This is a genomic window from Bradyrhizobium sp. 195 (assembly GCF_023101665.1).
In the GTDB taxonomy this organism is placed as follows: domain Bacteria; phylum Pseudomonadota; class Alphaproteobacteria; order Rhizobiales; family Xanthobacteraceae; genus Bradyrhizobium.
Window position 1 is genome coordinate 1,405,718 of record NZ_CP082161.1, and the last position, 20,158, is coordinate 1,425,875.

General features: G+C 59.5%; 15 protein-coding genes and 9 pseudogenes. 6 read left to right on the forward strand and 18 right to left on the reverse strand.

Features of this window, described 5'->3' with window-relative positions:
* Positions 1-89 precede the first annotated feature (89 nt).
* A pseudogene (locus IVB26_RS06565) lies at positions 90-793 on the forward strand (transposase); the annotation flags it as partial.
* Here IVB26_RS06565 and IVB26_RS06570 read toward each other — a convergent pair.
* From IVB26_RS06570 to IVB26_RS06590, 5 genes and pseudogenes are all read right to left on the reverse strand, one after another.
* Positions 789-1,430: pseudogene (locus tag IVB26_RS06570) on the reverse strand (IS66 family transposase); the annotation flags it as partial. The pseudogenes IVB26_RS06565 and IVB26_RS06570 overlap by 5 nt on opposite strands.
* A gap of 47 nt (positions 1,431-1,477) precedes the next feature.
* The gene (gene tnpB, locus IVB26_RS06575) at positions 1,478-1,696 is read right to left on the reverse strand and encodes a transposase (protein WP_247971043.1); all 219 of its coding nucleotides are present in this window, start codon (positions 1,694-1,696) and stop codon (positions 1,478-1,480) included.
* 541 nt (positions 1,697-2,237) lie between these two features.
* A complete protein-coding gene (locus tag IVB26_RS06580) occupies positions 2,238-2,486 on the reverse strand; it encodes a hypothetical protein (protein ID WP_247971044.1) in 249 nt (82 codons plus the stop codon).
* A gap of 58 nt (positions 2,487-2,544) precedes the next feature.
* On the reverse strand, positions 2,545-2,991 hold the full coding sequence (locus IVB26_RS43140; protein WP_346732861.1) for a recombinase zinc ribbon domain-containing protein: 447 nt from the start codon (positions 2,989-2,991) through the stop codon (positions 2,545-2,547).
* The gene (locus tag IVB26_RS06590; RefSeq protein WP_247971045.1) at positions 2,891-3,943 is read right to left on the reverse strand and encodes a recombinase family protein; all 1,053 of its coding nucleotides are present in this window, start codon (positions 3,941-3,943) and stop codon (positions 2,891-2,893) included. The genes IVB26_RS43140 and IVB26_RS06590 overlap by 101 nt, the downstream gene beginning before the upstream one ends.
* 31 nt (positions 3,944-3,974) lie before the next feature.
* Between IVB26_RS06590 and IVB26_RS06595 the strand changes: the two genes are divergently transcribed.
* The gene (locus IVB26_RS06595) at positions 3,975-4,286 is read left to right on the forward strand and encodes a hypothetical protein (protein ID WP_247973406.1); all 312 of its coding nucleotides are present in this window, start codon (positions 3,975-3,977) and stop codon (positions 4,284-4,286) included.
* A 1-nt stretch (position 4,287) separates the two neighbouring features.
* On the opposite strand, the pseudogene IVB26_RS06600 reads toward IVB26_RS06595, so the two are convergent.
* From IVB26_RS06600 to IVB26_RS06615, 4 genes and pseudogenes are all read right to left on the reverse strand, one after another.
* Positions 4,288-4,443 (reverse strand): annotated as a pseudogene (locus IVB26_RS06600) (hypothetical protein); the annotation flags it as partial.
* Positions 4,444-4,831: 388 nt separating this feature from the next.
* Positions 4,832-5,053 (reverse strand): hypothetical protein, encoded by a 222-nt coding sequence (locus IVB26_RS06605; protein ID WP_247971046.1) that lies wholly within the window; start codon positions 5,051-5,053, stop codon positions 4,832-4,834.
* Positions 5,054-5,055: 2 nt separating this feature from the next.
* Positions 5,056-5,679, reverse strand: a complete 624-nt coding sequence (locus IVB26_RS06610; protein ID WP_247971047.1) for a hypothetical protein — start codon at positions 5,677-5,679, stop codon at positions 5,056-5,058.
* Entirely contained in the window at positions 5,627-6,268 is a 642-nt protein-coding gene (locus tag IVB26_RS06615) for an IS4/Tn5 family transposase DNA-binding protein (RefSeq protein WP_247971048.1), read from the reverse strand. The genes IVB26_RS06610 and IVB26_RS06615 overlap by 53 nt, the downstream gene beginning before the upstream one ends.
* A 1,085-nt stretch (positions 6,269-7,353) precedes the next feature.
* On the opposite strand from IVB26_RS06615, the gene IVB26_RS06620 reads away from it, so the two are divergent.
* Entirely contained in the window at positions 7,354-7,770 is a 417-nt protein-coding gene (locus tag IVB26_RS06620) for an SET domain-containing protein-lysine N-methyltransferase (protein ID WP_247971049.1), read from the forward strand.
* A gap of 232 nt (positions 7,771-8,002) precedes the next feature.
* Here the strand turns inward: IVB26_RS06620 and IVB26_RS06625 are convergent.
* The 5 genes and pseudogenes from IVB26_RS06625 to IVB26_RS06645 form a co-directional block, all read right to left on the reverse strand.
* Positions 8,003-8,569: pseudogene (locus IVB26_RS06625) on the reverse strand (IS110 family RNA-guided transposase); the annotation flags it as partial.
* A 131-nt stretch (positions 8,570-8,700) separates the two neighbouring features.
* A complete protein-coding gene (gene tnpC, locus IVB26_RS06630; RefSeq protein WP_247971050.1) occupies positions 8,701-10,272 on the reverse strand; it encodes an IS66 family transposase in 1,572 nt (523 codons plus the stop codon).
* Positions 10,273-10,385: 113 nt separating this feature from the next.
* Positions 10,386-10,679 (reverse strand): IS66 family insertion sequence element accessory protein TnpB, encoded by a 294-nt coding sequence (gene tnpB / locus IVB26_RS06635; protein ID WP_247971051.1) that lies wholly within the window; start codon positions 10,677-10,679, stop codon positions 10,386-10,388.
* Entirely contained in the window at positions 10,660-11,133 is a 474-nt protein-coding gene (gene tnpA / locus IVB26_RS06640) for an IS66-like element accessory protein TnpA (RefSeq protein WP_247973088.1), read from the reverse strand. Before tnpA ends, tnpB (IVB26_RS06635) begins: the two co-directional genes overlap by 20 nt.
* 85 nt (positions 11,134-11,218) lie before the next feature.
* A pseudogene (locus IVB26_RS06645) lies at positions 11,219-11,472 on the reverse strand (integrase core domain-containing protein); the annotation flags it as partial.
* An 80-nt stretch (positions 11,473-11,552) separates the two neighbouring features.
* Here IVB26_RS06645 and IVB26_RS06650 point away from each other — a divergent pair.
* The 3 pseudogenes from IVB26_RS06650 to IVB26_RS06660 all read left to right on the forward strand — a co-directional run.
* Positions 11,553-11,908, forward strand: a pseudogene (locus IVB26_RS06650) (IS110 family transposase); the annotation flags it as partial.
* Positions 11,875-12,697, forward strand: a pseudogene (locus IVB26_RS43145) (alanine dehydrogenase); the annotation flags it as partial. The pseudogenes IVB26_RS06650 and IVB26_RS43145, both read left to right, overlap by 34 nt.
* Before the next feature lie 228 nt (positions 12,698-12,925).
* A pseudogene (locus IVB26_RS06660) lies at positions 12,926-13,994 on the forward strand (IS3 family transposase).
* On the opposite strand, the gene IVB26_RS06665 reads toward IVB26_RS06660, so the two are convergent.
* The 4 genes and pseudogenes from IVB26_RS06665 to IVB26_RS06680 all read right to left on the reverse strand — a co-directional run bounded on the left by IVB26_RS06665 (position 13,964) and on the right by IVB26_RS06680 (position 20,014).
* Complete coding sequence (locus IVB26_RS06665; RefSeq protein WP_247971053.1) at positions 13,964-16,027, reverse strand: recombinase family protein; 2,064 nt, start codon at positions 16,025-16,027, stop codon at positions 13,964-13,966. The pseudogene IVB26_RS06660 and the gene IVB26_RS06665 sit on opposite strands and share 31 nt — an antisense overlap.
* Entirely contained in the window at positions 16,017-16,187 is a 171-nt protein-coding gene (locus tag IVB26_RS06670; RefSeq protein ID WP_247389130.1) for a hypothetical protein, read from the reverse strand. Before IVB26_RS06670 ends, IVB26_RS06665 begins: the two co-directional genes overlap by 11 nt.
* A 1,091-nt stretch (positions 16,188-17,278) precedes the next feature.
* A pseudogene (locus IVB26_RS06675) lies at positions 17,279-18,875 on the reverse strand (MFS transporter); the annotation flags it as partial.
* Between the two features lie 662 nt (positions 18,876-19,537).
* The gene (locus tag IVB26_RS06680; protein ID WP_247973089.1) at positions 19,538-20,014 is read right to left on the reverse strand and encodes an Lrp/AsnC family transcriptional regulator; all 477 of its coding nucleotides are present in this window, start codon (positions 20,012-20,014) and stop codon (positions 19,538-19,540) included.
* Between the last annotated feature and the right edge of the window lie 144 nt (positions 20,015-20,158).

Consider the following 20,158-nt stretch of genomic DNA (forward strand, 5'->3'; position numbering starts at 1 on the left):
ATCTGATTTTTCTCGACGAAGTACAAGCATCGTGATTCAAACGATGGATGAGCAAGACATTTCGTCCGTGGGACGTTGATCAGGTTTAGCTGCTGCCGCCGTCGATCCAGGATGTGGTGCCTTCCGGGCACGTGGCGCACTTTGTCCGCGACACGGTTCGCACCGGTTCGGACCTGTCGGCGATCATGGATGTCTACGACGAGGAGCGCGGCTTTCCGCCCTATCATCCTGGCATGATGGTGGCGCTGCTGCTTTATGCGTACAGCCAAGGGGTTTACTCGTCGCGCAAGATCGCGCGGGGCTGCGAGGAGCGACTGGATTTTGCGGCGGTAACGGGGAAGCGACCTCCAGACTTCCGCACGATCAGCGAGTTCCGCAAACGCCATCTCGCAGTATTATCGGGCCTGTTCCGGCAGGTCTTGACGCTGTGCCGGGAGGCCGGCCTTGTGAAGCTTGGCCATGTGGCGCTCGACGGCACCAAGATCAAGGCCAATGCCGGGATCAACAAAGCGATGAGCTATGGCCGGATGAAAGAGGCCGAGCCGAGGCTTGCAGCGGAAGTCCAACGCTGGTTCGCCGAAGCCGCCCAGACCGACAAGGCCGAGGACCGCCAGTTCGGTGCCTTGAAGCGCGGCAACGAGATGCCGGACTGGATGGCTAATAGAGAGAAGCGGCTCGAGAAGATCCGTGCCGCCAAGGCGCGCTGGAAGCTCAAGCCAAGGCTGCTGCCGAAGCCAAAACGGCCGCGAAGCCGGACGACGACGGCTCCGGCGACGGCGGCAAGGGCCGGCCTGGCGGTTGAGCTGGATATGCATGCCGAACTTGTCGAACAGGATCGTCGCCAAAAATTGTGGGCCGATGAAGCCGCGGCGTGGCATGGAACGGCGGGGGCGGCTGGCTGATCTTCTCGCAATCGCGGCAGGTGAACTTCTCGCGTACCGTCTCGATCAGCTTGCAGCGGCGCGGGATCTCCTCCAGCCTCTTGCCCCCTCACTGATCTTCGCCAGCCGCGATCCACCGCAGCAGGCACAGGTCGTTGGAGCCTCAATGACGACGCGTTCGCGTTCGATGTCGTCCGGCCATGGTTTGCGCACCGGTCGCTTGCGCATGAAGGGGCGAACGTTCTGCGTCTTCGCCGCTGCGGCCTGCGCGGCAAGCTGACCCTCGCTCGCCGTGGTGACGAGTTCTTCGAGCTCCAGCTCGAGCTGCCCGAGCAGCCGTGCCGTGCGCTCGGAGCGCTGCCCGTACAGTTCGCGTTTGAGCTTCTCAATCCGCAGCTCGAGATGCGCGATCAGCGCCTCGTTATCCGACAGCTCCGCCTGCGCATTGGCAGCCACCGCCTCGGCTCGCAGCCGCGCCTCACGCTCGGCCTGCAGCGCCGCCAGGGCACTCGCAAGGTCCGGTGGAAGATCGTCCGGCTTCGATATCATGACGCCATTGAATCAGGTCAAGCAGCAGATTCAAACCGTAAAAACGGCTATCTGACCAGCGTCGGATGATGGGTTTCTTGAGGGTTGCGCCGATCGATCCCGGACAACAGATAGCTCAACTGCGCCGGAGAGATCGTTACCGATTCACCGGCAACCGATGGCCAGATGAACTTTCCTCTCTCGAGTCTTTTGGTAAATGGGCATGCTCCCTGGTCATCGTGCCAGATCACCTTCACAAGATCGCCACAGCGCGTTTCATAATGCATCCATTTGTCAGAGTCCGGGCAGTCGTCTAAGTCTATCGTATTGATATTCTTCGTAGAACTTTGGTCGCCTGGCAATCGCGCGCTGCACGCCTATCCGCACTTCTTCGGAGGTTAGCGCTTCGACCGGAACGAGCCATTGCGAGCCTGGCATCGCTTGAGTCGCCGGCAATACGCCTCTGAGTGCGAGGCTCTTCGCAGATCCCACATAGATGCCGAGCCGTTCGGGTCCTTCGGCAAGACTGATCATCTCAACCCCAGTTTGGGTGGGGTCGTATTCGGGGAGGCCCATACGTTCGCGCATTTCGCGCACACGGACCGTTGTCCAAGTTTCGCCATTGCCCGTCTTGCAGCGCATTTGGTTGAGCGATACCGCAAGTTCTCGATCAGGCCAGTGTCCGGGAAGCTTGCGGAGCGCATCACTGCGGTGGGCGCCATGTCGGTCGGATACCGGCCAGTCTTGACGCGCGCGACACGCACCTCTGTATGGCGTCCGCCGCGCCAGTGAACCAGTAGAACGGCCTCGTTGGTGGCGTCGTCGAGTTCACACAACGATTTCCTGAACCAGGATATGGATGAGCCGCTGCTTGGTTCGCGTGTCCGTTGAAGATGCGTTCCATACTACCGGCAGGTCACGAGCAAGCTGGAGCAAGCGAGCGCGATCAATCTTTGGACGCGTTGCCGACACGGCGGACAGTTCCTCTATTCGACGCTCAAGTCCCGCCACGTGCTCCAGCGTCTCGTTCCAACGCGCCTCAAGCTCGCGGGCGACGTGGCGCTTGGCGGGATCCACAAGTTCGTATCGACGCGAGGCGAGAGATGCATCATAGCGTGCTCAGTCAAGGTCCCGTTCAACGGCAGCGACAACTTCCTTTCTTGAACGCTCGACCTGATCTGAGGAAGATCGACGCTTCCACAGCGCGATCTGAGACGGCCTCCATTATCTGCCAGGCAACCGCGCGATCAATTCGAACCCCACCGATACCAATGCATAGTCCCGCACCCATATGCGCGTCGTCGCCGCGGCACTGGTAGCGATGCGCGTTTCCTTTCGCCATGCCATAGAAGACACGCATCATCCGCCCACAGCGTCCGCACCGCATGAGACCGGTCAGAAGCGCACGGCCGCCGCGCGCTGATTTACGTGCGCAATTTTTCTTCATATGAGCGTTTTCGAGAAGTAGCTTCTGATTGTCTTCATAACTGCCAACTGATATAGCCGCGATGATTATCGCGCAGCAGAACGTTCCACTCTTCGCGGGGTTTGTCGAACCCGCTGACTTTGCGCGCCCGTCCATCGACAATCCGCGTTCGCTGAGCTCTCCGCCCGAACGCGTAGGCTCCAGCATACAGTGGATTGTGCAGAATCTGCATAACGCTGTGATAGGCTGGCGCCTTCCAGATCAGCTTGTAGACATCAATATTGCGCAGGACGACGGGCATTTTGAGGTCGACCGACCGCAGCCAAAGAAAGACCTGACCCGCGCTACCCAACTCGGTGAACTTGGCAAAGACGAGCCGAATCGCGGCGACCACATGTTCGTCTGGGTCGATTTCGATCTTGCCCACTTCGCTCCAGCAGAAGCCAGGCGGCAGCATGAAGCGGTATTCCCCGCGCCGCGCTTTGGAGTCGCGGGCGGCGATGCCGCGCTGTCGCAGTAAGCTCAGCTCATATTCCGGCATCGTCCCCTTCAGACCGAGCAGCAAGCGATCATTGACGAGTCGCGGATCATAGGCTCCATCTGGGTCGATGACCACGGCTCCCGCCAACGCACACAAGTCGATCAAGTGGTGCCAGTCGCGCCCGTTTCGCGCTAACCGCGAAGCCTCGATGCAGTAAACGGCTCCGACATCGCCGGAGCAAACCATCGCCACAAGCCGCTCGAAGCCGGGCCGCTGCACGCTGCCGGAACCGGAACGTCCAAGATCCTCGTCGATCACCGTTGCCGACGCGAACCCCGCCTTCTCCGCAGCTCCCGCCAGCTCATATTGCCGGCGCTGGCTTTCAAGATTGCCCGTGACCTGCGCCATCGTCGATTGGCGAACGTAGACCACGGCAATACGGCCGAGTTCAGAGGTGACCTTGCTGCTCATCGCCGCCCCCTTCATCGCCGATTCCTCCGCCCTCAGGGCTTCCAGCAGGAGGTCCGCCAAGTCCTCGACCAGTCCTTCCGTGCTTCGCTCCGCTGGCGCTTGACGATTGTGATTTTCGAGCTCGAAAACGAGCTGACCAAAGGCTTCTCTGCACAACTCTTCTCCTTCTGCTTGGAAGGACCGGATTGTGCTCCTCGCTTCCGATTCGTTCCGAGAGCGACGCAAGAACCGCAGCAAACTCGTTGAGACCCTCGATGCTGATCTCAGGCTGCCCGAGCGTCATGCCGGCGCAGTAGCCTTCGTCAAACATCCAGTTCGGCAGCTCACGGCAAAGGTCAGGCCGCTCATCCGTGTAGATGCACGTCAAATCCTTGCCGTGAACGGCGATACCTGCAGGGTTCGCCTGAACAGCGGTTGCCACGGATACGCGATCGCCGCAAAACGAAAACTGTCGCTTGTTGTCTGCGGCGACCGCGGAAGACGAACAGATGACCACTGACCGGGTCTTGGCGCAGCACCTCCTGCACTTGGAGTGCCAACGACGGAAAGCCTCTGCGCATACCGTGTAGCCTGTCGCGAGCCACCTTCGCACGCCGGTCGGAACCGGGATCATCGGCGCACCAGGGCATCGAGCACTCGACGCTGCGCGTCTCCATCAACGTCGCCTATTGACCCGGATGCGGTCTCCGCTACCAAGATCGACCTCGATGATGCCCTGGCTCCTCCGTCGACGCGCCGGCGCCGCCGTCAATGGTCCTTCGGCCATATCCCGCGGCGGCACAGACGGCGCTATACTCGTCTTACTGTGCTTGCAGAGCTCTTTGCGCCGCGCTGGCCCACATGAAGGCCGGCCATGCGAGCCACCTCGGAAACAGTGGCTCCTGGCTTGGGCGATGCTGTAACTAGTCATTCTTTTTCATCCTGCGATCACCGACGCAGCCGCTCGACCACTGTGATCGCCTCTACCCACGAAATCGCAATACCGCTTCTCCTAGAAATTACCCCTTAGACTTGCAGCCCTCGCGTCCGTTAAACAGACGGTCCTTAACGGCTTTCAATTACCGACAAAATCTTCTCCAGCGCGATGTCGGTGAGGCGTGTCAGCCCGCGCCACATGACGGTATTGCCGGGTGGCGGATCGCTGGCGCGGGCGAGAAAATCGCCGAGCCGGGCGATCTTGATCAAATAGTGTGAGAGCGTTTTCTGTCTTGTTTTTGGTTTGTCGTTGACAAGGCGATCGAGCACGCCGATTTCAGTGGCAGTCAACGCTAGGGTTGGCGCTGCGTCTGGGCGGAACGGTTGAGCATCGTCATCCAGAACACGCGCCAACTCAGGTTGCAAAAGAACGAGATCAGATTGGTGAGACGCTGGGCGGTCCTTAGCTTCGACTCCTCAGCTTTGCAGCCGGATTTGAGGATCTTGTGGAATACCTCGATCTTCCATCTCAAACCATACCATTCCAGCTTCTCAATGGCGTCGGAGCGGGAACCAACAGGCAGGTCGGTGATCAGCTTCCAATCGATCTTCTTTCTATTTTTCGGCGTCCCGCGCTCTTCGGCATGGATCACTGTCAGGGTCAGTGCGGGATAGCGCTTCTGCTTTCCGATCGGCGGCAGGACGCGGATCTTGCGATACCTGATCTCAAGCACGGCCTGGTCGGGATCGCCGTTGCTATCTCCGACTTCGATGCGATGGAGCCCTTTGACGGCGACCTCGTCCATTTCGTCGGCGATCGTGTGATCCCCGCCTTCAGCCAAGCGGTCGATGCAGATCCTGATCAGGAAATGAGTTCCGATCCCCTGTGCTGCGCAGAAAAGCTCGTAAATGTCACTCTCGCGATCACCAATATGGATGCATCGTCCCGGATAAGTAGACTGCTTGTGATTTTCCAACCACCGGATGCTTTCCCTCTTTCTCGATGGGGATCCGGGTCCGAGTGATCTTCTTCCTTAAGCGCTGCCGTCCCCTTGAATTTCTTCCGGGTCCAGAACTTAACGGGCGCCAACCCCGCGGGTACCCCCTCGATTGCGCGAGGCTCGAATGCATCAGGATGCCGCAAACCGTGTGCGATCTGAGGCGACCCGGCTTATCCCGTCCGCTGTTTATGCTCTTGGTGATGCCGATCGCTTCTGACTTCTCGCGTTCATAGCTGAACTCGGTTGTATCGTGCAGCACAAGAACGAGACCTTCAGTGGCGGCGGCATGATCACGCGTCGATTGGAAATGGCCGGCCAGAATGTCCGCTTCGCTGACCCGGTCATTAGAGAAGAAGCGGTAGGCTGCCCTGGTATTCGCCCAATCGTGGCAGACGAGCGGAATGCTTTGTCCCATGGCGCTTCCAATCTGCGCGAGCAGTTTGCGGAATCTATCGCCGAGCCGCGCGTCCCTAAACTCGCATCCACTACTCTCGATCAATCCACATTCACCTTGAGGAGATCGCAAACAGCCTTTTGCCGGTCGATCCCTTAATGTCAGCCCCATAGAGCACCCCCTCGCGAATCAGGTGCTCAGAAAGGATCACAAGTGATTCGTTCGATCAAGATTTTGCCGGTCAGCGGATCGCCCGAGTGGTCAAAGTTATGGGTAATTGAAAGCCTAACGGGGGATACGATTGAGTGGACGCGTACCTCACTCGACCTGTGAAGCAAGCCGGCCGTTGCTGGCTGATTTCGCTATAGCCTGTGGCGCGTGAATGTATTGTTTAATTGAATAGTCATTCCCGAGGCTCTCGGCCGTTACGGATACGCCCTTGTCGGCAGTAGTGGACAGCGCAACGGCGCTGAAGGTGTATGCCATCGTCAGGGGGAGTTCCAAGTCGTCAAATTGTGAGTCGGAACTCGTCGTCCGATGCGTCGAGCGTCACGGAGTGATCGGCTACTCCCCTATTGGTTGCGCCGTCGTAACTGTGGCGGCGATGCCCCATCTGACGCTGCTGCAAGAGAAACAGCGGACTTCAGCTGTCGGAGTCGCATAGCTCGCGAACAAGCTCCAGGATGGACGAGAATGGAAACGGCGGCTTCGTTAGCTGCAAGGCTTTACGCGCCACATGCAGCTGGCGCTGGAGGATCGTTAGCAATCGAATACAGCGTCACGACTTTCTGAAACACTGCGACTAACCTCCCGTATCATCTCGATACAGTGGCTTTGAGACGTAGGACGTAGCCACGGTCGTGACGTAGCACGACGTTCAAAAATGCTTCCCGCTGCGCTAACGAATTAGCCGTTTCTACAACAGCCCTTGTTGCCGGTCAGCGATCGTGTAGGACGTTAGCGTCGAAAAATATTAGGAACGTAGTGTTCTCGTGAGGCCGCGCACAAGGCGGGTCGCCAGGGTCAACGCAATTCTCCAGAATAGCCTCCATGCCGCCAGGAATCTGTTGGCTGCCTTGCATCCCAAGTGGTGCTTGATTAAGTCGCCTACCGTATTGGGTGGTTATCTATCTGTAGCTGTTGTCTTAAGTAGGTGTCTGGAGTCTTGAGGGCAAGCTTTCTCCGCTCGGAAGGCGCCCAGTAGTGAGCACAATGAAGTAAACGGTCCATGCGCAAGTCCGAGAAGGTAGGGGACGATGGTCGATAAGGTCTTTGATCGCAGCAACGCCCTGTATGTCAAAACTGTGCCCCGAAAAGGTCGCGGCGTATTTGCAAATCTTTGTTTTAAGGTTGGAGATGTAATTGATCGCGCCCCGACGTGGGGATTTGATGAGGCTACAGCCCAGCTGCTAGATCGCACGGGAGTCTTGGAGTACTACTTCGTGCGGCGCGATCAGCCCAAGGGGAATGCTCTGACAGGATACGTTGTCTTCGGTTTGAGCTCACTAATGAACCACTCCTCGAACCCAAATTCTCAAAGAATCTGGACCGATGAAGAGTCCGGCGCGTGGGTAAGCATTGTGGCGATAAAGGACATAGAGGTGGATGAGGAAGTAACGCATCGCTATATCAATATGTCAGCTTATACCCACATTATCGACTTCATTGACTGAGGTGCAAAGATCGAGGTGGTAGTGACGTTTCGCTGCCGTCATGCGGGGCAAGCATGGATAGCGGCCGGAGACGTGTGAGTTCTCGGCTTCAAGCATGGCAATGGATCGGAGCGGTCGGTTCGCCCTGATCCGTATTCCAGCATCAAGAGCTGCAGGAAGTTTCTCGCGCGATCTCGCGAGTGGCTGCCGGAGCACAGGCAGGCACAGTTGGACGATCGCCTGTGGTTCGAGCTGCTATCTCGTCGGCAATAGCCATCAGCGCAAAGCGCGCTGCTGCGGGCAGGCGTGCATCCGTCTCGTCCCGTACGTTTGCGACCAGCGTCTTATCCTTTGCCAAGCCGGCGGTGGCGATGATTTCCGATTTTGCTAGGTGCGCGCGCAACGCGTTGACCGCCTGCGTTCGCTGCCGCACTAGAAGAGCGCGGGCCTTCAGCACCATCGCGGCAGCCTGTTGCTCGGCCGTCTTAATCGGCACGAAGCGCATGGTCTTTCGGGTCACCGCTTCGCTGATGGCCTCCGCGTCCGCCGCATACGTCTTGCCACGCTTGACGAAGGGTTTGACATAAGCTGGCGGAATGAGCCGCACCTCATAACCGAGAGCTGCGATCTCGCGCGCCCAATCGTGGGCGCTACCGCATGCTTCCATCCCCACTAGGCATGGTGGCAGCTTCTCGAAAAAAAGAAGAACTTCGCTGCGCCGTAGCTTCCGGTTGAACACGGGTACGCCCTCGGCATCCGCCCCGTGAACCTGGAAAACGTGCTTGGCCAGATCCAGCCCGATGGTGATAACCTGTTTCAACGACCACGCTCTAGCACTTTGATGCTGTTGGAGCGGGCCGTTCCGCCACATCAAGGTAAGCGCGATTTTCCCCGCACGATGACGCCGGCGGTTTTGATGGATTGCCCTAGTATCGGGCGATACCGGGCCGTTCAGGCAGTGGCGGCTTTGTGGAAGTTGAAGGGCAGCAGGTCGGTAATATCGGCGTCGCCGGCGCGCTGAGGCGATTCGGTGAGGACGTGGCGCAACCACGCTAACGGCTCGACACGTGAGGCGCGGCAGGTCAGCATCAGGCTGTAGACGACGGCACTGGCCTTGGCTCCGTCCACGGTATCGCTGAACAACCAACTCTTCCTGCCAGTTGCAAAAACCCTGATGTCGCGCTCCAGAAGATTGTTGTCGATCGGCATGCTGCCGTCCCCGGTGTAGCGCGTCAGATATTCCCATTGGTTTCGGGTGTAGGATACGGCGTCGCCGAGCTTGCTGTCAGGCAAGACCTTCGGGGCCATGTCATCGAGCCATACCTTGAGAGCATTGAGGATGGGGACACTATGTTGCTGGCGGAAGCGGCGAATGCAGTCGGCCTGTGTTTCACCCTTCTCCGGTATTCCGTCCCGCGCCTGCCTTTCAACCCGGTAGAGCTGGTCGAAGAACCGCAGCGCCTGCTCGGGCGGACCGCCGCCCTTCTTCCTCGCCCTGAGGGCATCGACAAAGCGCCGCCGGGAGTGGGTCATGCAGCCGATGTGGGTGGCCAGTTCCAGCGTGCGCCATGCGGTATAGCCGTCACTCATCACGATGCCGCGGTAATCGCCGAGGAAGGCCTGCGGGTGGATTTGGCCGCGGCCCGGCTGATAATCCAGAAGAACGATGGGCTCGTGACTGCCCTTGCCGCTGCGATAAGCCCACATATACGATGTGCTGGTGGCCTTTTTGTCCTTCTCCTTGAGGACCTGAACCGTCGTCTCGTCGCCATGGATGAGAGGCTGCGATCTGAGCCGCAGCTTCAGGGCGTCATAGATGCGGGAGAGATGTTTCTCGCTCGAGCCGATCACCCAGCGACCCAAAGCGCCGCGGCTGACCGGAACACCGGCGCGTTCGAAGGCCTGCGCCAGGCGGTAGAGCGGCGTGCCATCGACATATTTATGAACCAGCGCGAACGCCAGCGTTGAGGCCGTGGCAACGCTGCCCGGCAGCGGCTGCGTCGGCATCGGCGCGGTCACGACAGGGGCGTTGATCCCGGTGCGATCGCAATGGCGGCACGCATATTTGAAGCGTACGTTCTGTAAAACCTTCGCCTTCACCTCGATATGAAGTTGCTCGGTGACAGCCTCGCCCATGCGATGCATCTGGCCACGGCAGCAAGGACACGCCTTCTGATCGTCGGGCAGGTCATACTCGACGCGCTCACGCGGCAGGTTCGCCGGCAGCGGCCTGCGGCCGCGCTTCTTTCCCGTTGTGTTTTCGACGGGTGGCAAGCCCGTGTCCGGAAGTTCGGCGATATTGTTCGTTTCACTGCCGGCGTCATCCTCATCGGCGGCCTGCTCGGCTTCATTGAAGAGACGATCGACGTGCTTTTCGCTGCGTGGCGCAAAACGATGCAGGCGTGCCAGCGCCAGTTCTTCCTCGAGTTTGACGACGCGGTCGGCGAGTTGATGGTTATCCGCCTGCAGCGCAGCAATGCGCGCCAACAGCACTTCAACACTCGGATCGCCGGTTCGATTCATCGGATTCTTGAATCTGAACCGTACCGACGCGTCAACCGCTCAACTCGAGAGCTCAGCCGGCAACCTGATATTGCCGCACCGGATGGCGGACCATCGCATCGATATCGATGCCGTCAAGGATCCAGTGCAATTGCTCGGTCGTCAGCGTGACGACCGCCTCCCTGGCGGCGCGGCCATCGGAACTTGTCCTCGGTCAGCCGCTTCAGGACCAGCACAAAGCCGGACCGGTCGAAGAACAGCAACTTCATCCGGTCGCAACGGCGATTGCAGAACGCAAAAACCGCCGGAGTGAATGGATCGAGCGCCATCGTCTCCTGGACCAGGACCGCAAGGCTGTTGATGCCAGCCCGGAAGTCGATCGGCTCACGGTGCAGATAGACCTGCAGGTCACCGCCCAGTCTGAACATGGCCCAGTGCTCCGATGATCGCCGTCAATGCATCCACATCGCCGCATTCCAGCGCGAGCTTCACGCCGTTCGGCAGCGACACGCTCACTTTGGCCGGAGAACAAAAAGCTGGAGTCCCTTTGGGTTCCGAACCACGCATTTCATCGCAAGTCGCCGGCAAATCCACCGTCGCCACGCTGTCTTGCCGCGACAGGGCTCGATCGGCGGACCCCTCAAGCTGAACCGGGATGAACGCCGGGCGTGAGGACGGCGGCAGCGACCTGGTGGCGGTGTGCTTCTTGATCCACTTCCGAAGGAGGTTCGCGTTGACCCCATGTTCGAGTGCAAGCCTCGATACCGAAACCCCAGGCTCAAGGCAGGCCGTGACAAGACGCTCTTTCGATGCCGCCTCGTAGCGCCGGCGACCGTTCCGGCCAACAAGCCTGACCCGCAGTTTCTGATCATCCGCTGCCATCACAAGGTGTCCACCTATTTTGGTGGACACCTCATGCATCAGAGCACTCAAAAGCAAAAGGTGCGGAGAAATTCGCGCTTACACATCAAGTAGTCCTGAGTTCGCCCTTGCCGTTGGATTTGCCGTGCTGGGCGGTGGAAGCGAGGGGAGTTGGCGCGGAGCCCTCGGCATAGCGCAGCGCGAGCTCCCGGCGCGGGCGGCAGGTGAAGGCGAACCCGACGGCGTCTTCCATCCGAGCTGCGAGTATGGTCGTATGTCGTTGTAATCGGCCCGCCAGCATCCAAGCGCGACATGGGCTTGGGCCAGTGACGTGAACAGCGTCTCCCGCAGCCGGCCGTTGATGGGAAAGACGGCGCCGCTCCTTCCGCGTCGGCGACATACTGGCGATGTACGGACCCGCTGACAGGAGCAACTAACCAATGGAAATCGCGACAATTGGATTGGACATTTCGAAGCACGTATTTCACATCCATGCAGTTGATAGCCACGGCCGGGTGACTGGTCGCCTACGCCGAGGCGAGGTAATCTCCTTCTTCTCCCCGCTCGTACCCTGCCTGGTCGGTGTCGAGGCTTGCGCCACCGCTCACTATTGGGCGCGCGAGATCCGACTGTTTGGACACGATGTAAGATTGATCCCTCCGGCCTACGTCAAACCCCGTGTCCGACGGGAGCCAAGAACGACGCCGCTCATGCAGCAGCAATCTGCGAAGCCGTCACCCGGCCCAATATGCGATTCGTGCCTCCGAACGCGTCCAGCTGCGAGAGAACCAGAGACTTTTCACGTTTCTGCATATTGCGCGCCGGACTCGGGGCAGGCGGAGGGCCGGCTGCAGTCTGGCCGCACTGCCAATCGCCTAGGAAATCGAGACTGACGCTTGCGGTGGCCTTTCGCTGCTTGCGCGGGGAGGCTTGCAATTGAGGCGGCCGGCACGGCGCTGAAGCGATATACAGGCGGGCGGGGTGTTGATCGACGGCGTTCCTGGTGTCCAGCCGGCCCATTTTGTGATGATCGGAGGAGGCGTTGTCGGTACGCATGCGACACGCATGGCCTCGGTGTCGGTGCCGAGATTGCCATCATTGATCGCTGGTCCGGCTCCGCGAGCTCGATGAATTGTTCGAAGGACCCGTCCGTACCAGGTCCTCGACCAAGGACAGCGTCGAGGAGGAGGTGTTTGCGGCAGACGTGGTCATCGGCGCGGTACTTGTGCCCGGAGCGAGCGCGCCGAAGCGGGGCAGCCGTAAAATATTGAGTTCGATGCGCAAGGGCTCCATGGTCGTTGACGTCGCCATGGATCAAGCTGGCTGCTTTGAAACTTCGCGTCCGACGACGCACGCTGATCCAATTTACGAGGTCGGCGGGGTCATTCATTACTGCGGCCAATATGCCGAGAGCTGTTCCGCTCACCTCAAGCCGCGCACTCAATAACTCAACGCTACCGTGTGGTTTGGCTCGCGCCAACAAGGGCTTTGCGGCTGTGCTTGAAGATCTGAACGTCTATCGCGGCCGGCTCACTTATAAGACCGTGGCTGACAGTCTCGCCTGCCATTTTCACCAATAAACGAGCGGGTCCTCGTTTCCTCCCTGACCTGGACGGGACCACTCTTAGGAGTGACCCTCTTTGAGAAAGGTCGACAAGTTCGCTCACACTCCGCTGGAGTGCTTGAGTTAACGTGGAGGTTGAGAGGTCCAGAATTCCAAACAAACAGGGTTGTGATCTGAGGCCGACAAACTGGACCATTCTTGGCTAAAGTTTTCGCTGCCGAATCCCTCGGCTGGGAGGAGCGACGGACGATGAAGGCCTCGAAGTTTTCGGACGCCCAGAAGGCGTTCATTCTGAAGCAGGGCAGCGGCGGCGTTGCGGTGGCGGAGATCTGCCGCAAGGTCGTGATCAGCCAAGCGACCTACTTCAATTGGAAGAAGACGTATGATGGTCTGCTGCCGACCGAGATGCGGCGGCTGAAACAACTCGAGGAGGAGAACGGCAAGCTGAAAAGAGCTGGTTGCCGATCTGTCGCTCGAAGGAGATGCTGCAGGACGTGATCCGCCGAAAGCTATGAAGCCTGGACGGAAGCGCAAACTGGTCGACGCCGATCCGCAGCGAATGGCAGGTTTCGATCCGCAGGGCAGTGGCGCTCTCGAGTTTGACCGCTCGACCTACCATTACAAGTCGTCGCTCCGACCAGGCTGCCCTCGAACAGAAAGTCTAGGAGAGCTGCCATGTTCGTATCCGCTACGGTTATCGTCGTGCTCACGTCCTGCTTCGTCGTGAAGGTTGGCGCCATGGCCAGAACAAGATGCGGCGCATCTAGCGCGAATTGGGCCTGCAATTGCGCAACAAAACGCCAAACGCGCCGGGTCAAGGCCAAGCACCGCGATGATCACAGGCCGGCGACACGATCGAACGAGACCTGGGCGATGGACTTCGTCCATGACCAGTTGGCGAGCGGGTACAGGCTTCGCGTGCTTACGATCGTCAATACCTTCTCGCGCTTCTCGCCGGCCCTGGCGCCGCGGTTCACCTTCCGCGGCACCGACGTCGTGGAGGTGCTGGAAACGGCCTGCAAGGAAGTCGGATTCCCGGCAACGATCCGCGTCGATCAAGGCAGCGAGTTCGTCGCGTGATCTCGACCTGTGGGCCTATCAGCGCGGCGTCACACTCGACTTCTCGCGGCCTGGCAAGCCGACCGACAACGCGTTCATCGGGGCCTTCAACGGCCGCTTCCGGGCCGAATGCCTCAACACTCGCTGGTTCCTGTCCCTTGCGGACGCCCAGGAAAAAGTGGAGACTTGGCGCAGATACTACAATCGCGCATCAGAACACCCATCTATCTATGTTGTTGAAGTGAAGAGGCTTTGCTGATCGGGATGCGATCCCGTGGGGTATTTGGGGTTCAGCCGTGCCCGTTCGGTGATGGATTTGGCAGCGGACATTGTGAGAGCGGCGCGGGCGAAGATCCACGGACCATCCGACAGAGGATGGATGGCATCGATCTCGCCGGCTTCAGCGGCCAGCCGAAGCGTCTTGGGCGCGATCTTCAGGAGCTTTGCGGCGTTGCCAAGGTTGAGCCAGGGTTCGGTTCCGTCCTCGGCGGGCTTGAACACCGCGATGTGGTAGTTCGAGCGCATTGATGTGACGCGCTCGCGGGTCCAGCGATTGCCGTTGCCGGTCTTGAGGCCGTTGCGGTTGAGGATGCCGGCAATCAGGTCATCGCTGGCGATCAGCACCAGTTGACGCACGGCTTGGATGATATCGGCAGAGGTGCTGTTGCGCTGCCGGCGCTTGGGCAAGCGCAACTCGCTGTGGGCGCCACCCACCCAGTGGACGATGAGAACGATCTCGGAGGCCGCGTCGTGGATATCGGCCACGACCTCATGGATGAGGGTGCGCACAATGCGCTTCTTGAGGCGAGCATCCGTCGTCGGCGCATCCCAGACCGTTTTGAGGTTCGAGGCCAGTACGCCGAGCGAAGCTGGATCAGCAATGGGGGCGGGCGTCGCCGCATCATGCATAGCGATCTTGCCCTCGACCTCCACCGCGTGAGCGAGCGCCCTGTTCCAGCGCGCTTCCAGCTCACTCGCCACCAGCCGGTTCGCGGGGTCAGCGGCATCGTATTGCCGGAAGGCCCGGTCGGCGGCATAGCGCGCCGCTTCGAGATCACGACTGAGAGCATCGCGCACCTGATCCCGCCGTTCCCCGGCTTCCTTGGCGCCCGCGGTTGCAGCGGCGATAGCGCCCGGACCAACGACGCCAAGCAGTGCTTCTTCGATTGCATCATCGACGCGCAATCCGCCGAAGGCGATGCAGTGAGGGCCGCCATTGTCCATCCAGGCGCGGCTGCAGCTGTAGCGCGGGATATGGTGCTTCATGCCGGAGTACCGGAGTGTGAGCTTGCGGCCGCAGCGCTTGCACCGGATCAGACCGGCCAGCAGCGCGTCACCATGCTTGGGCGCGCCGTGATGCCGACCGGTGGGAACGTTGCTGCTGACCATGGTGCGGATCGCCTCGAACCTCTCCCAGCTGACGTACCCTTCGTGGGTGTTGGGCTTCAGCGCCAGCCATTCGTTCCGCGCCATGCGGCGGAGCTTCACGCTCACGCCCTCGGCGCTGTATCCCGCCGCCACAGCCGTCTTACCATAAGCATAGGCGCCGCCGTAGACCGGGTTCTCAATGATCCGGTGGATGGCGGAGTAACTCGGTCGCCGCCAGGCCGTGTCGCCGTTGGTCTGCTTCACCGGCAGATCGAGATTGTACTCGTGGAGCCAGCAGAGCGCCTGTCGCGCGCTGCCCAGTTCCTCGACCTTGTCGAACACCAGCTTGATCGCTTCCTGGACACGCCGATCCGGATCTTTCTCATAACGGTCGCCGGCCTTCACGAAACCGACGGGCGTCGCCACAACCAACTCGCCGCGGCGCGCCTTCTCGTAGCGGGCCGAGAGCGAGCGCTGGCGCAACAGATCCAGCTCGTACTCGTTGAGGCTGCCCTTGAGCCCGAGCAGCAGGCGGTCGTTGCCGTGCCTTGGCGCATAGATGGTCTCCTGATCGACCAGAACGGTATCGACCACGCGGCACATCTCAATGAGTTGCTGCCAATCCCGGCTGTTGCGAGCGAAGCGCGAGACCTCGCGGGCGCAAACCGCCCCAACCTTACCGAGGCAAACCTCCGCTACCATTCGCTCGAACCCGGCGCGTTGTACGCCGCCGGCGGCTGAACGACCGAGATCATCATCGATTACTTCAACCTCTGCCCACCCGAGCGCCGTGAGCCGGTCCCGCATGGAGTATTGCAACGCACTGCTCTCGCGATTGTGCAGCACCTGATGCGCTGAGGATTGACGCACGTAAAGAATCGCCTTGCGCTCCAGATGATGAGGCCTGACCTTGTCAGAGATCATGATCGACCTCCTTCGCGCGCGGCGTCGCTGTCGTCGCGGCATGATCGAGGATCAACTGCGTCATCAGGCTCATGAGAGCTGCCCGGGCCTCCGCCGGCAATTCCAGCCATGCGGGTGCGCCGAGGGCGCCGTTCGGCAGGCCGCTCCCGAACAGATCCATCTGCTGCGGCCGTGGTTGTCGATTGTGTCGGTATGCGTTCCCTGGCATTGCCGTCTGTCGTGGCATCGGTCTCTCCCCGATTCTGGTCGTGAGAAGCTCTGGGTGCGCCAGAAAGCAGGGCAGCTGATGGCGTTCGATCCTTCAACGCCAGATCGAGAAGCGCAGAAAGCGCTGCAAGTGCGTCAATGCTGACAAACGGCTGAGCTGTCAAAAGCTCGGGGTCAGGGCGTACCGTCCGGTCGAACGTCCATGCCGGTACTTCAATCCAACGATCTGCTTGCGACCCGTCCAGCGTGCAGCGAAAAACGATATCACCGGCCTTGTCGACGGCCCCATGAACGCAAACTCGGCGACCAAACCAAGGATGATACCGATAAAGAACCTCGCGAAGAACGGTCCTGTGGGCGTTCTCAAACCTTGTTGTATAACGAAGAACGGCCGCATGGGGCGATCGGAAATCGACCGCCGATTTTGCTGCAAAACCACGTTGGCGCAACCAGCCCGCCAACGTGACAGAAGCGCAAAACTCTAATTCTGGGTGGTCCAAAGTTCGGTCTCGCTGCAAAAAACCCCGAGACTCTAACCGCTGCTGGATGAAAATTCAGTGGCAGGTCAGGGGCAATACGGCATAGCTATGTTGAAGCCTTTCGCCCTGCAACAAACCGCTATGGCGCGGCTGCAGATTAAGCAGCCGCCGGTGAGGTCAAACTCGCGTGGCTTCAGGTCCGACAGACAAGTGGGTTGCGCCGCCCGCCTCCCCGTCAGTCAACAACCATAACACCTCCACTTCTTCGACAGCATGAGGAGCGTTATCTCTTAGTTTAGAGTGCCGGTATACATTAGGCTTTCCGACCTTCGATTTGAACGATAATGCACGAACGTGAAAATTCGCCCACCGAGGTCCTTGCGTCGAGCGGCTCGGAAGGAAGAATCGCGATCAGTTATCATCAGGAGCGATCGCCTGGTCGCCCGTTGCGCATAAAAGTCGGTGAATCATCGACCCTTCACCGATAACTACCAGTGTCTCTTCGCTCGCATCACCAGGAACGAGTCCGTGCGCACTGCGATCTGGCACGTCTTCTATTGAGAAGAACCGATCCGAACGGACGCTCCAGCATCCGGCGGATGCGGACAGGCTCAGGGCCGATGTGAAAAGCCAGCGCTTGTTGACCCAGTGCCCGCTCTCACCGGGTCGAGCGGTTGCGCTGGCGTAAATAATCGAGCCAGGTTGGGCAGTGGTAACGCTCCGTCCACAGTTCTGGATCGGCGATATCGCGAATCGACCAACCGTAAGCGCCGTTGCGTTGCCGTGAGAGCTGTACTTCCCGCATCACGTTGTGAAAGGCACGCGCATTCTCCTGCGCCACACGATATTCGATTTCGACCACAAGTGGCCCACTGCGACGGGTGAGCGCGAGCCGCACCTCCGGATCCTCCAACGCCTCGGCGTCTTCACCGCGCGGGCTGATGCAGGGCATCCGCAGCCAGAGCCCAACCAGCGGGGAGAGCAGCATAAGGGCCAAGGAAACCAGCAGGGCACCCTCGTACCCCAGCGCCATCGGTCAGATGCCCCAACCCCAGCTGCCGATCGTTATACCGCCTGAGATCGCAGCCTCGTAGGCCGCAAACGAGCGGCCCGCTACCCAGCGCGGCGCTGAGAGCTGTATGGCGACATTGAACAACGTCAGCGCCATCATCCACCCAGCGCCGGCCAAGATCAGTGCTGCAGCAGTCAGAAAGGGTTCACGGTTCAACGCCACCACCGCAATCGCGCGGGCCCTACAGAGCGTGCAGGCGCGCACTGCAGCTTCGCCGTTCATGCGCCTGCGCACTTCGGTAAGAAACAGCGCCCCTATGACGGCACCAAAGCCAAAGGCACCGAGCATGATACCGCGCACCACCATGCAACAGATCGCGCGCGACCAGCGGCATGAGCGCCAAAATCGAGCCGCCGATGACGCCGGTTACCATGGTGCGGGCCAGCACAATCTTGATCGACGGCGAATTTGTAATGTAACGAATGCCCGGGACAATGGCATGGCCCAGCTGCTCGCGTGGTAGCCGGGACGGCGGCGCCACACGCTTCCAGAGCAACAACGCCACCTTTAGCGGCAGATAGAGCGACGCGTTCAGCGCAAACGCTGCGACTGCACCCTCCATTGCAACCACGATACCGCCGATTGCAGGCCCGAACCTGCGCGCGATGTTGTAGCTGATGCCGTCGAGCGCAACCGCTTCCGGTAACGTTTCGGCCGGTACTTGCTCGCTGACAGCGGATTGCCAGGCGGGACCCCTCAATGTGATGCCGCTGCCGACCAAAAAGCAAAGCAGCAGCGACAGATTCGGCGTGATGAGACCACACCAATCGAGTACGACCATCGCGATCGCGCCGCAAAGCTCAATCGAGACCGCAACCAGCGCCGCGATGCGACGGTCATGCATGTCGGCAATGGCGCCAGCCGGCATCGAAATCAGCATCACGGGTAGCATGAGCGCGGTCTGCGCAAGCGCAACCTTGTCCGCCGCCGACGTCATCTGCGTCATTGCCCAAGCCGTCCCGACGCCCTGGATCAGCTTGCCAACATTGGCGAGCAGACTCGCAATCCAAATTCGTCGGAATGCCGGAAATCGGAACGGAGCCGTGATTCCATCGCCGCTTGATGTCTGCGGCCTGGACTGATCGGTCATATCAGCTCGTGCGTCGTCTCGCGCGGCTTGAACTTGGACCATATTAGTCATCGACCAGGTAACCTGACGGCAAGTAACTCAGGTAGCGCTCCTTCAAGCTCATCTGCTTTGCGCAATTTGCATTCGTCAGCTTGACGAGGGTCGCTAATGTCCAGGCCCATCAATGGCGATTGGTGGTTGTCACGTCGCGCGCGAGAACTCACTCTGCGCCGCGCAAGCGTCAGCACGAAGCTTCTTGCGGACTGCTTCGTCGTCCTGTTCGACACAGCAGCGTCATTGTTCGGATGGGGGGAAATGAACTTAGGTCGGAAAACGGATGGCCGTAGACTTGATTTCAAGAATCTTGGCTTGACGTCAGGGAAGCCTAAAGTGGTTAGCTTTTCGGTGTCGAACCTCAGGTGAAGGTCATAAACAGCCGACTCGAATATTCTGAAACGTCTCGCCAACGTGGACGGGAGATGCAATCCGATGAACCGCAATATTCCCGGTGTCTCAATTTCTCCTTCCGAACGCCAATAAGACACGACTCTCTCAGCTCCGCGTTAACGGCAGTCAGAGTAGAGGAACGGCAGCGCAAGTTGTTTGCGTTCTGTGCGAGTGAGCGATGAAAAAGCGCAACAACGGACGCTTCCATGAAGTGAGAGCTAGATAAGATGCGTTGGTCATTCCTCGAGCGGAGCCTCAATTGGAACGGCAAAACCGACCTTTACGCGGTCCACCACAACCATCGTCTTGAAGCCCTTGATGTTTGGGTTCTCATAGAAGAACCGTCGTGTGAATTGCTCGTAATCTTCCATGCTACGCGCGGTAATGTAGAGGACGAAGTCAGCATCGCCGGTGACGTAAAATCCATTGACGACTTCAACTGACGATTTGATGGCCTTCTTGAACCTGTCGATTATATCTGAACGCTCGCGCTCCAGGCTCACCATGACAAGCATCTGAATAGGCCGTCCGACAGCGTTCGCCGAAACAATTGAGACGTCGGCCTCAATGATGCCGTCCGAACGGAGCCTCTTCAGTCGTCGTTGGCAAGCCGTAGCAGAAAGCCCCGCCATCTCGCCGATCACCTCGGAAGTTAGACGGTTGTTCTTTTGCACGATTTGGAGGATGCGGGCGTCTGTTCGATCATACTGCATGAGTGGCTCCAGCCTTGAGGTGAATTGCAGCGCCAAATGCCCGTGCCATGCAGGAAATCCTCCGAACGACAGGAGATACGATGCAAATATGTTCACGACATCAGTATCCTGAACGCATGCGCATTTCAATAATGGCAGCATGAG

Bases quoted from the DNA above. Each gene is read 5' to 3' on its own strand.
- IVB26_RS06680 (WP_247973089.1), bottom strand. From the start codon at position 20,014: ATGCAGTATGATCGAACAGACGCCCGCATCCTCCAAATCGTGCAAAAG.
- tnpB (WP_247971051.1), bottom strand. From the start codon at position 10,679: ATGTTCAGACTGGGCGGTGACCTGCAGGTCTATCTGCACCGTGAGCCG.
- tnpB (WP_247971043.1), bottom strand. From the start codon at position 1,696: ATGCATTATGAAACGCGCTGTGGCGATCTTGTGAAGGTGATCTGGCAC.
- IVB26_RS06615 (WP_247971048.1), bottom strand. From the start codon at position 6,268: ATGGGGCTGACATTAAGGGATCGACCGGCAAAAGGCTGTTTGCGATCT.
- tnpA (WP_247973088.1), bottom strand. From the start codon at position 11,133: ATGGCAGCGGATGATCAGAAACTGCGGGTCAGGCTTGTTGGCCGGAAC.
- IVB26_RS43140 (WP_346732861.1), bottom strand. From the start codon at position 2,991: ATGGACGGGCGCGCAAAGTCAGCGGGTTCGACAAACCCCGCGAAGAGT.
- IVB26_RS06665 (WP_247971053.1), bottom strand. From the start codon at position 16,027: ATGATCTCTGACAAGGTCAGGCCTCATCATCTGGAGCGCAAGGCGATT.
- IVB26_RS06670 (WP_247389130.1), bottom strand. From the start codon at position 16,187: ATGGATCTGTTCGGGAGCGGCCTGCCGAACGGCGCCCTCGGCGCACCC.
- tnpC (WP_247971050.1), bottom strand. From the start codon at position 10,272: ATGAATCGAACCGGCGATCCGAGTGTTGAAGTGCTGTTGGCGCGCATT.
- IVB26_RS06620 (WP_247971049.1), top strand. From the start codon at position 7,354: ATGGTCGATAAGGTCTTTGATCGCAGCAACGCCCTGTATGTCAAAACT.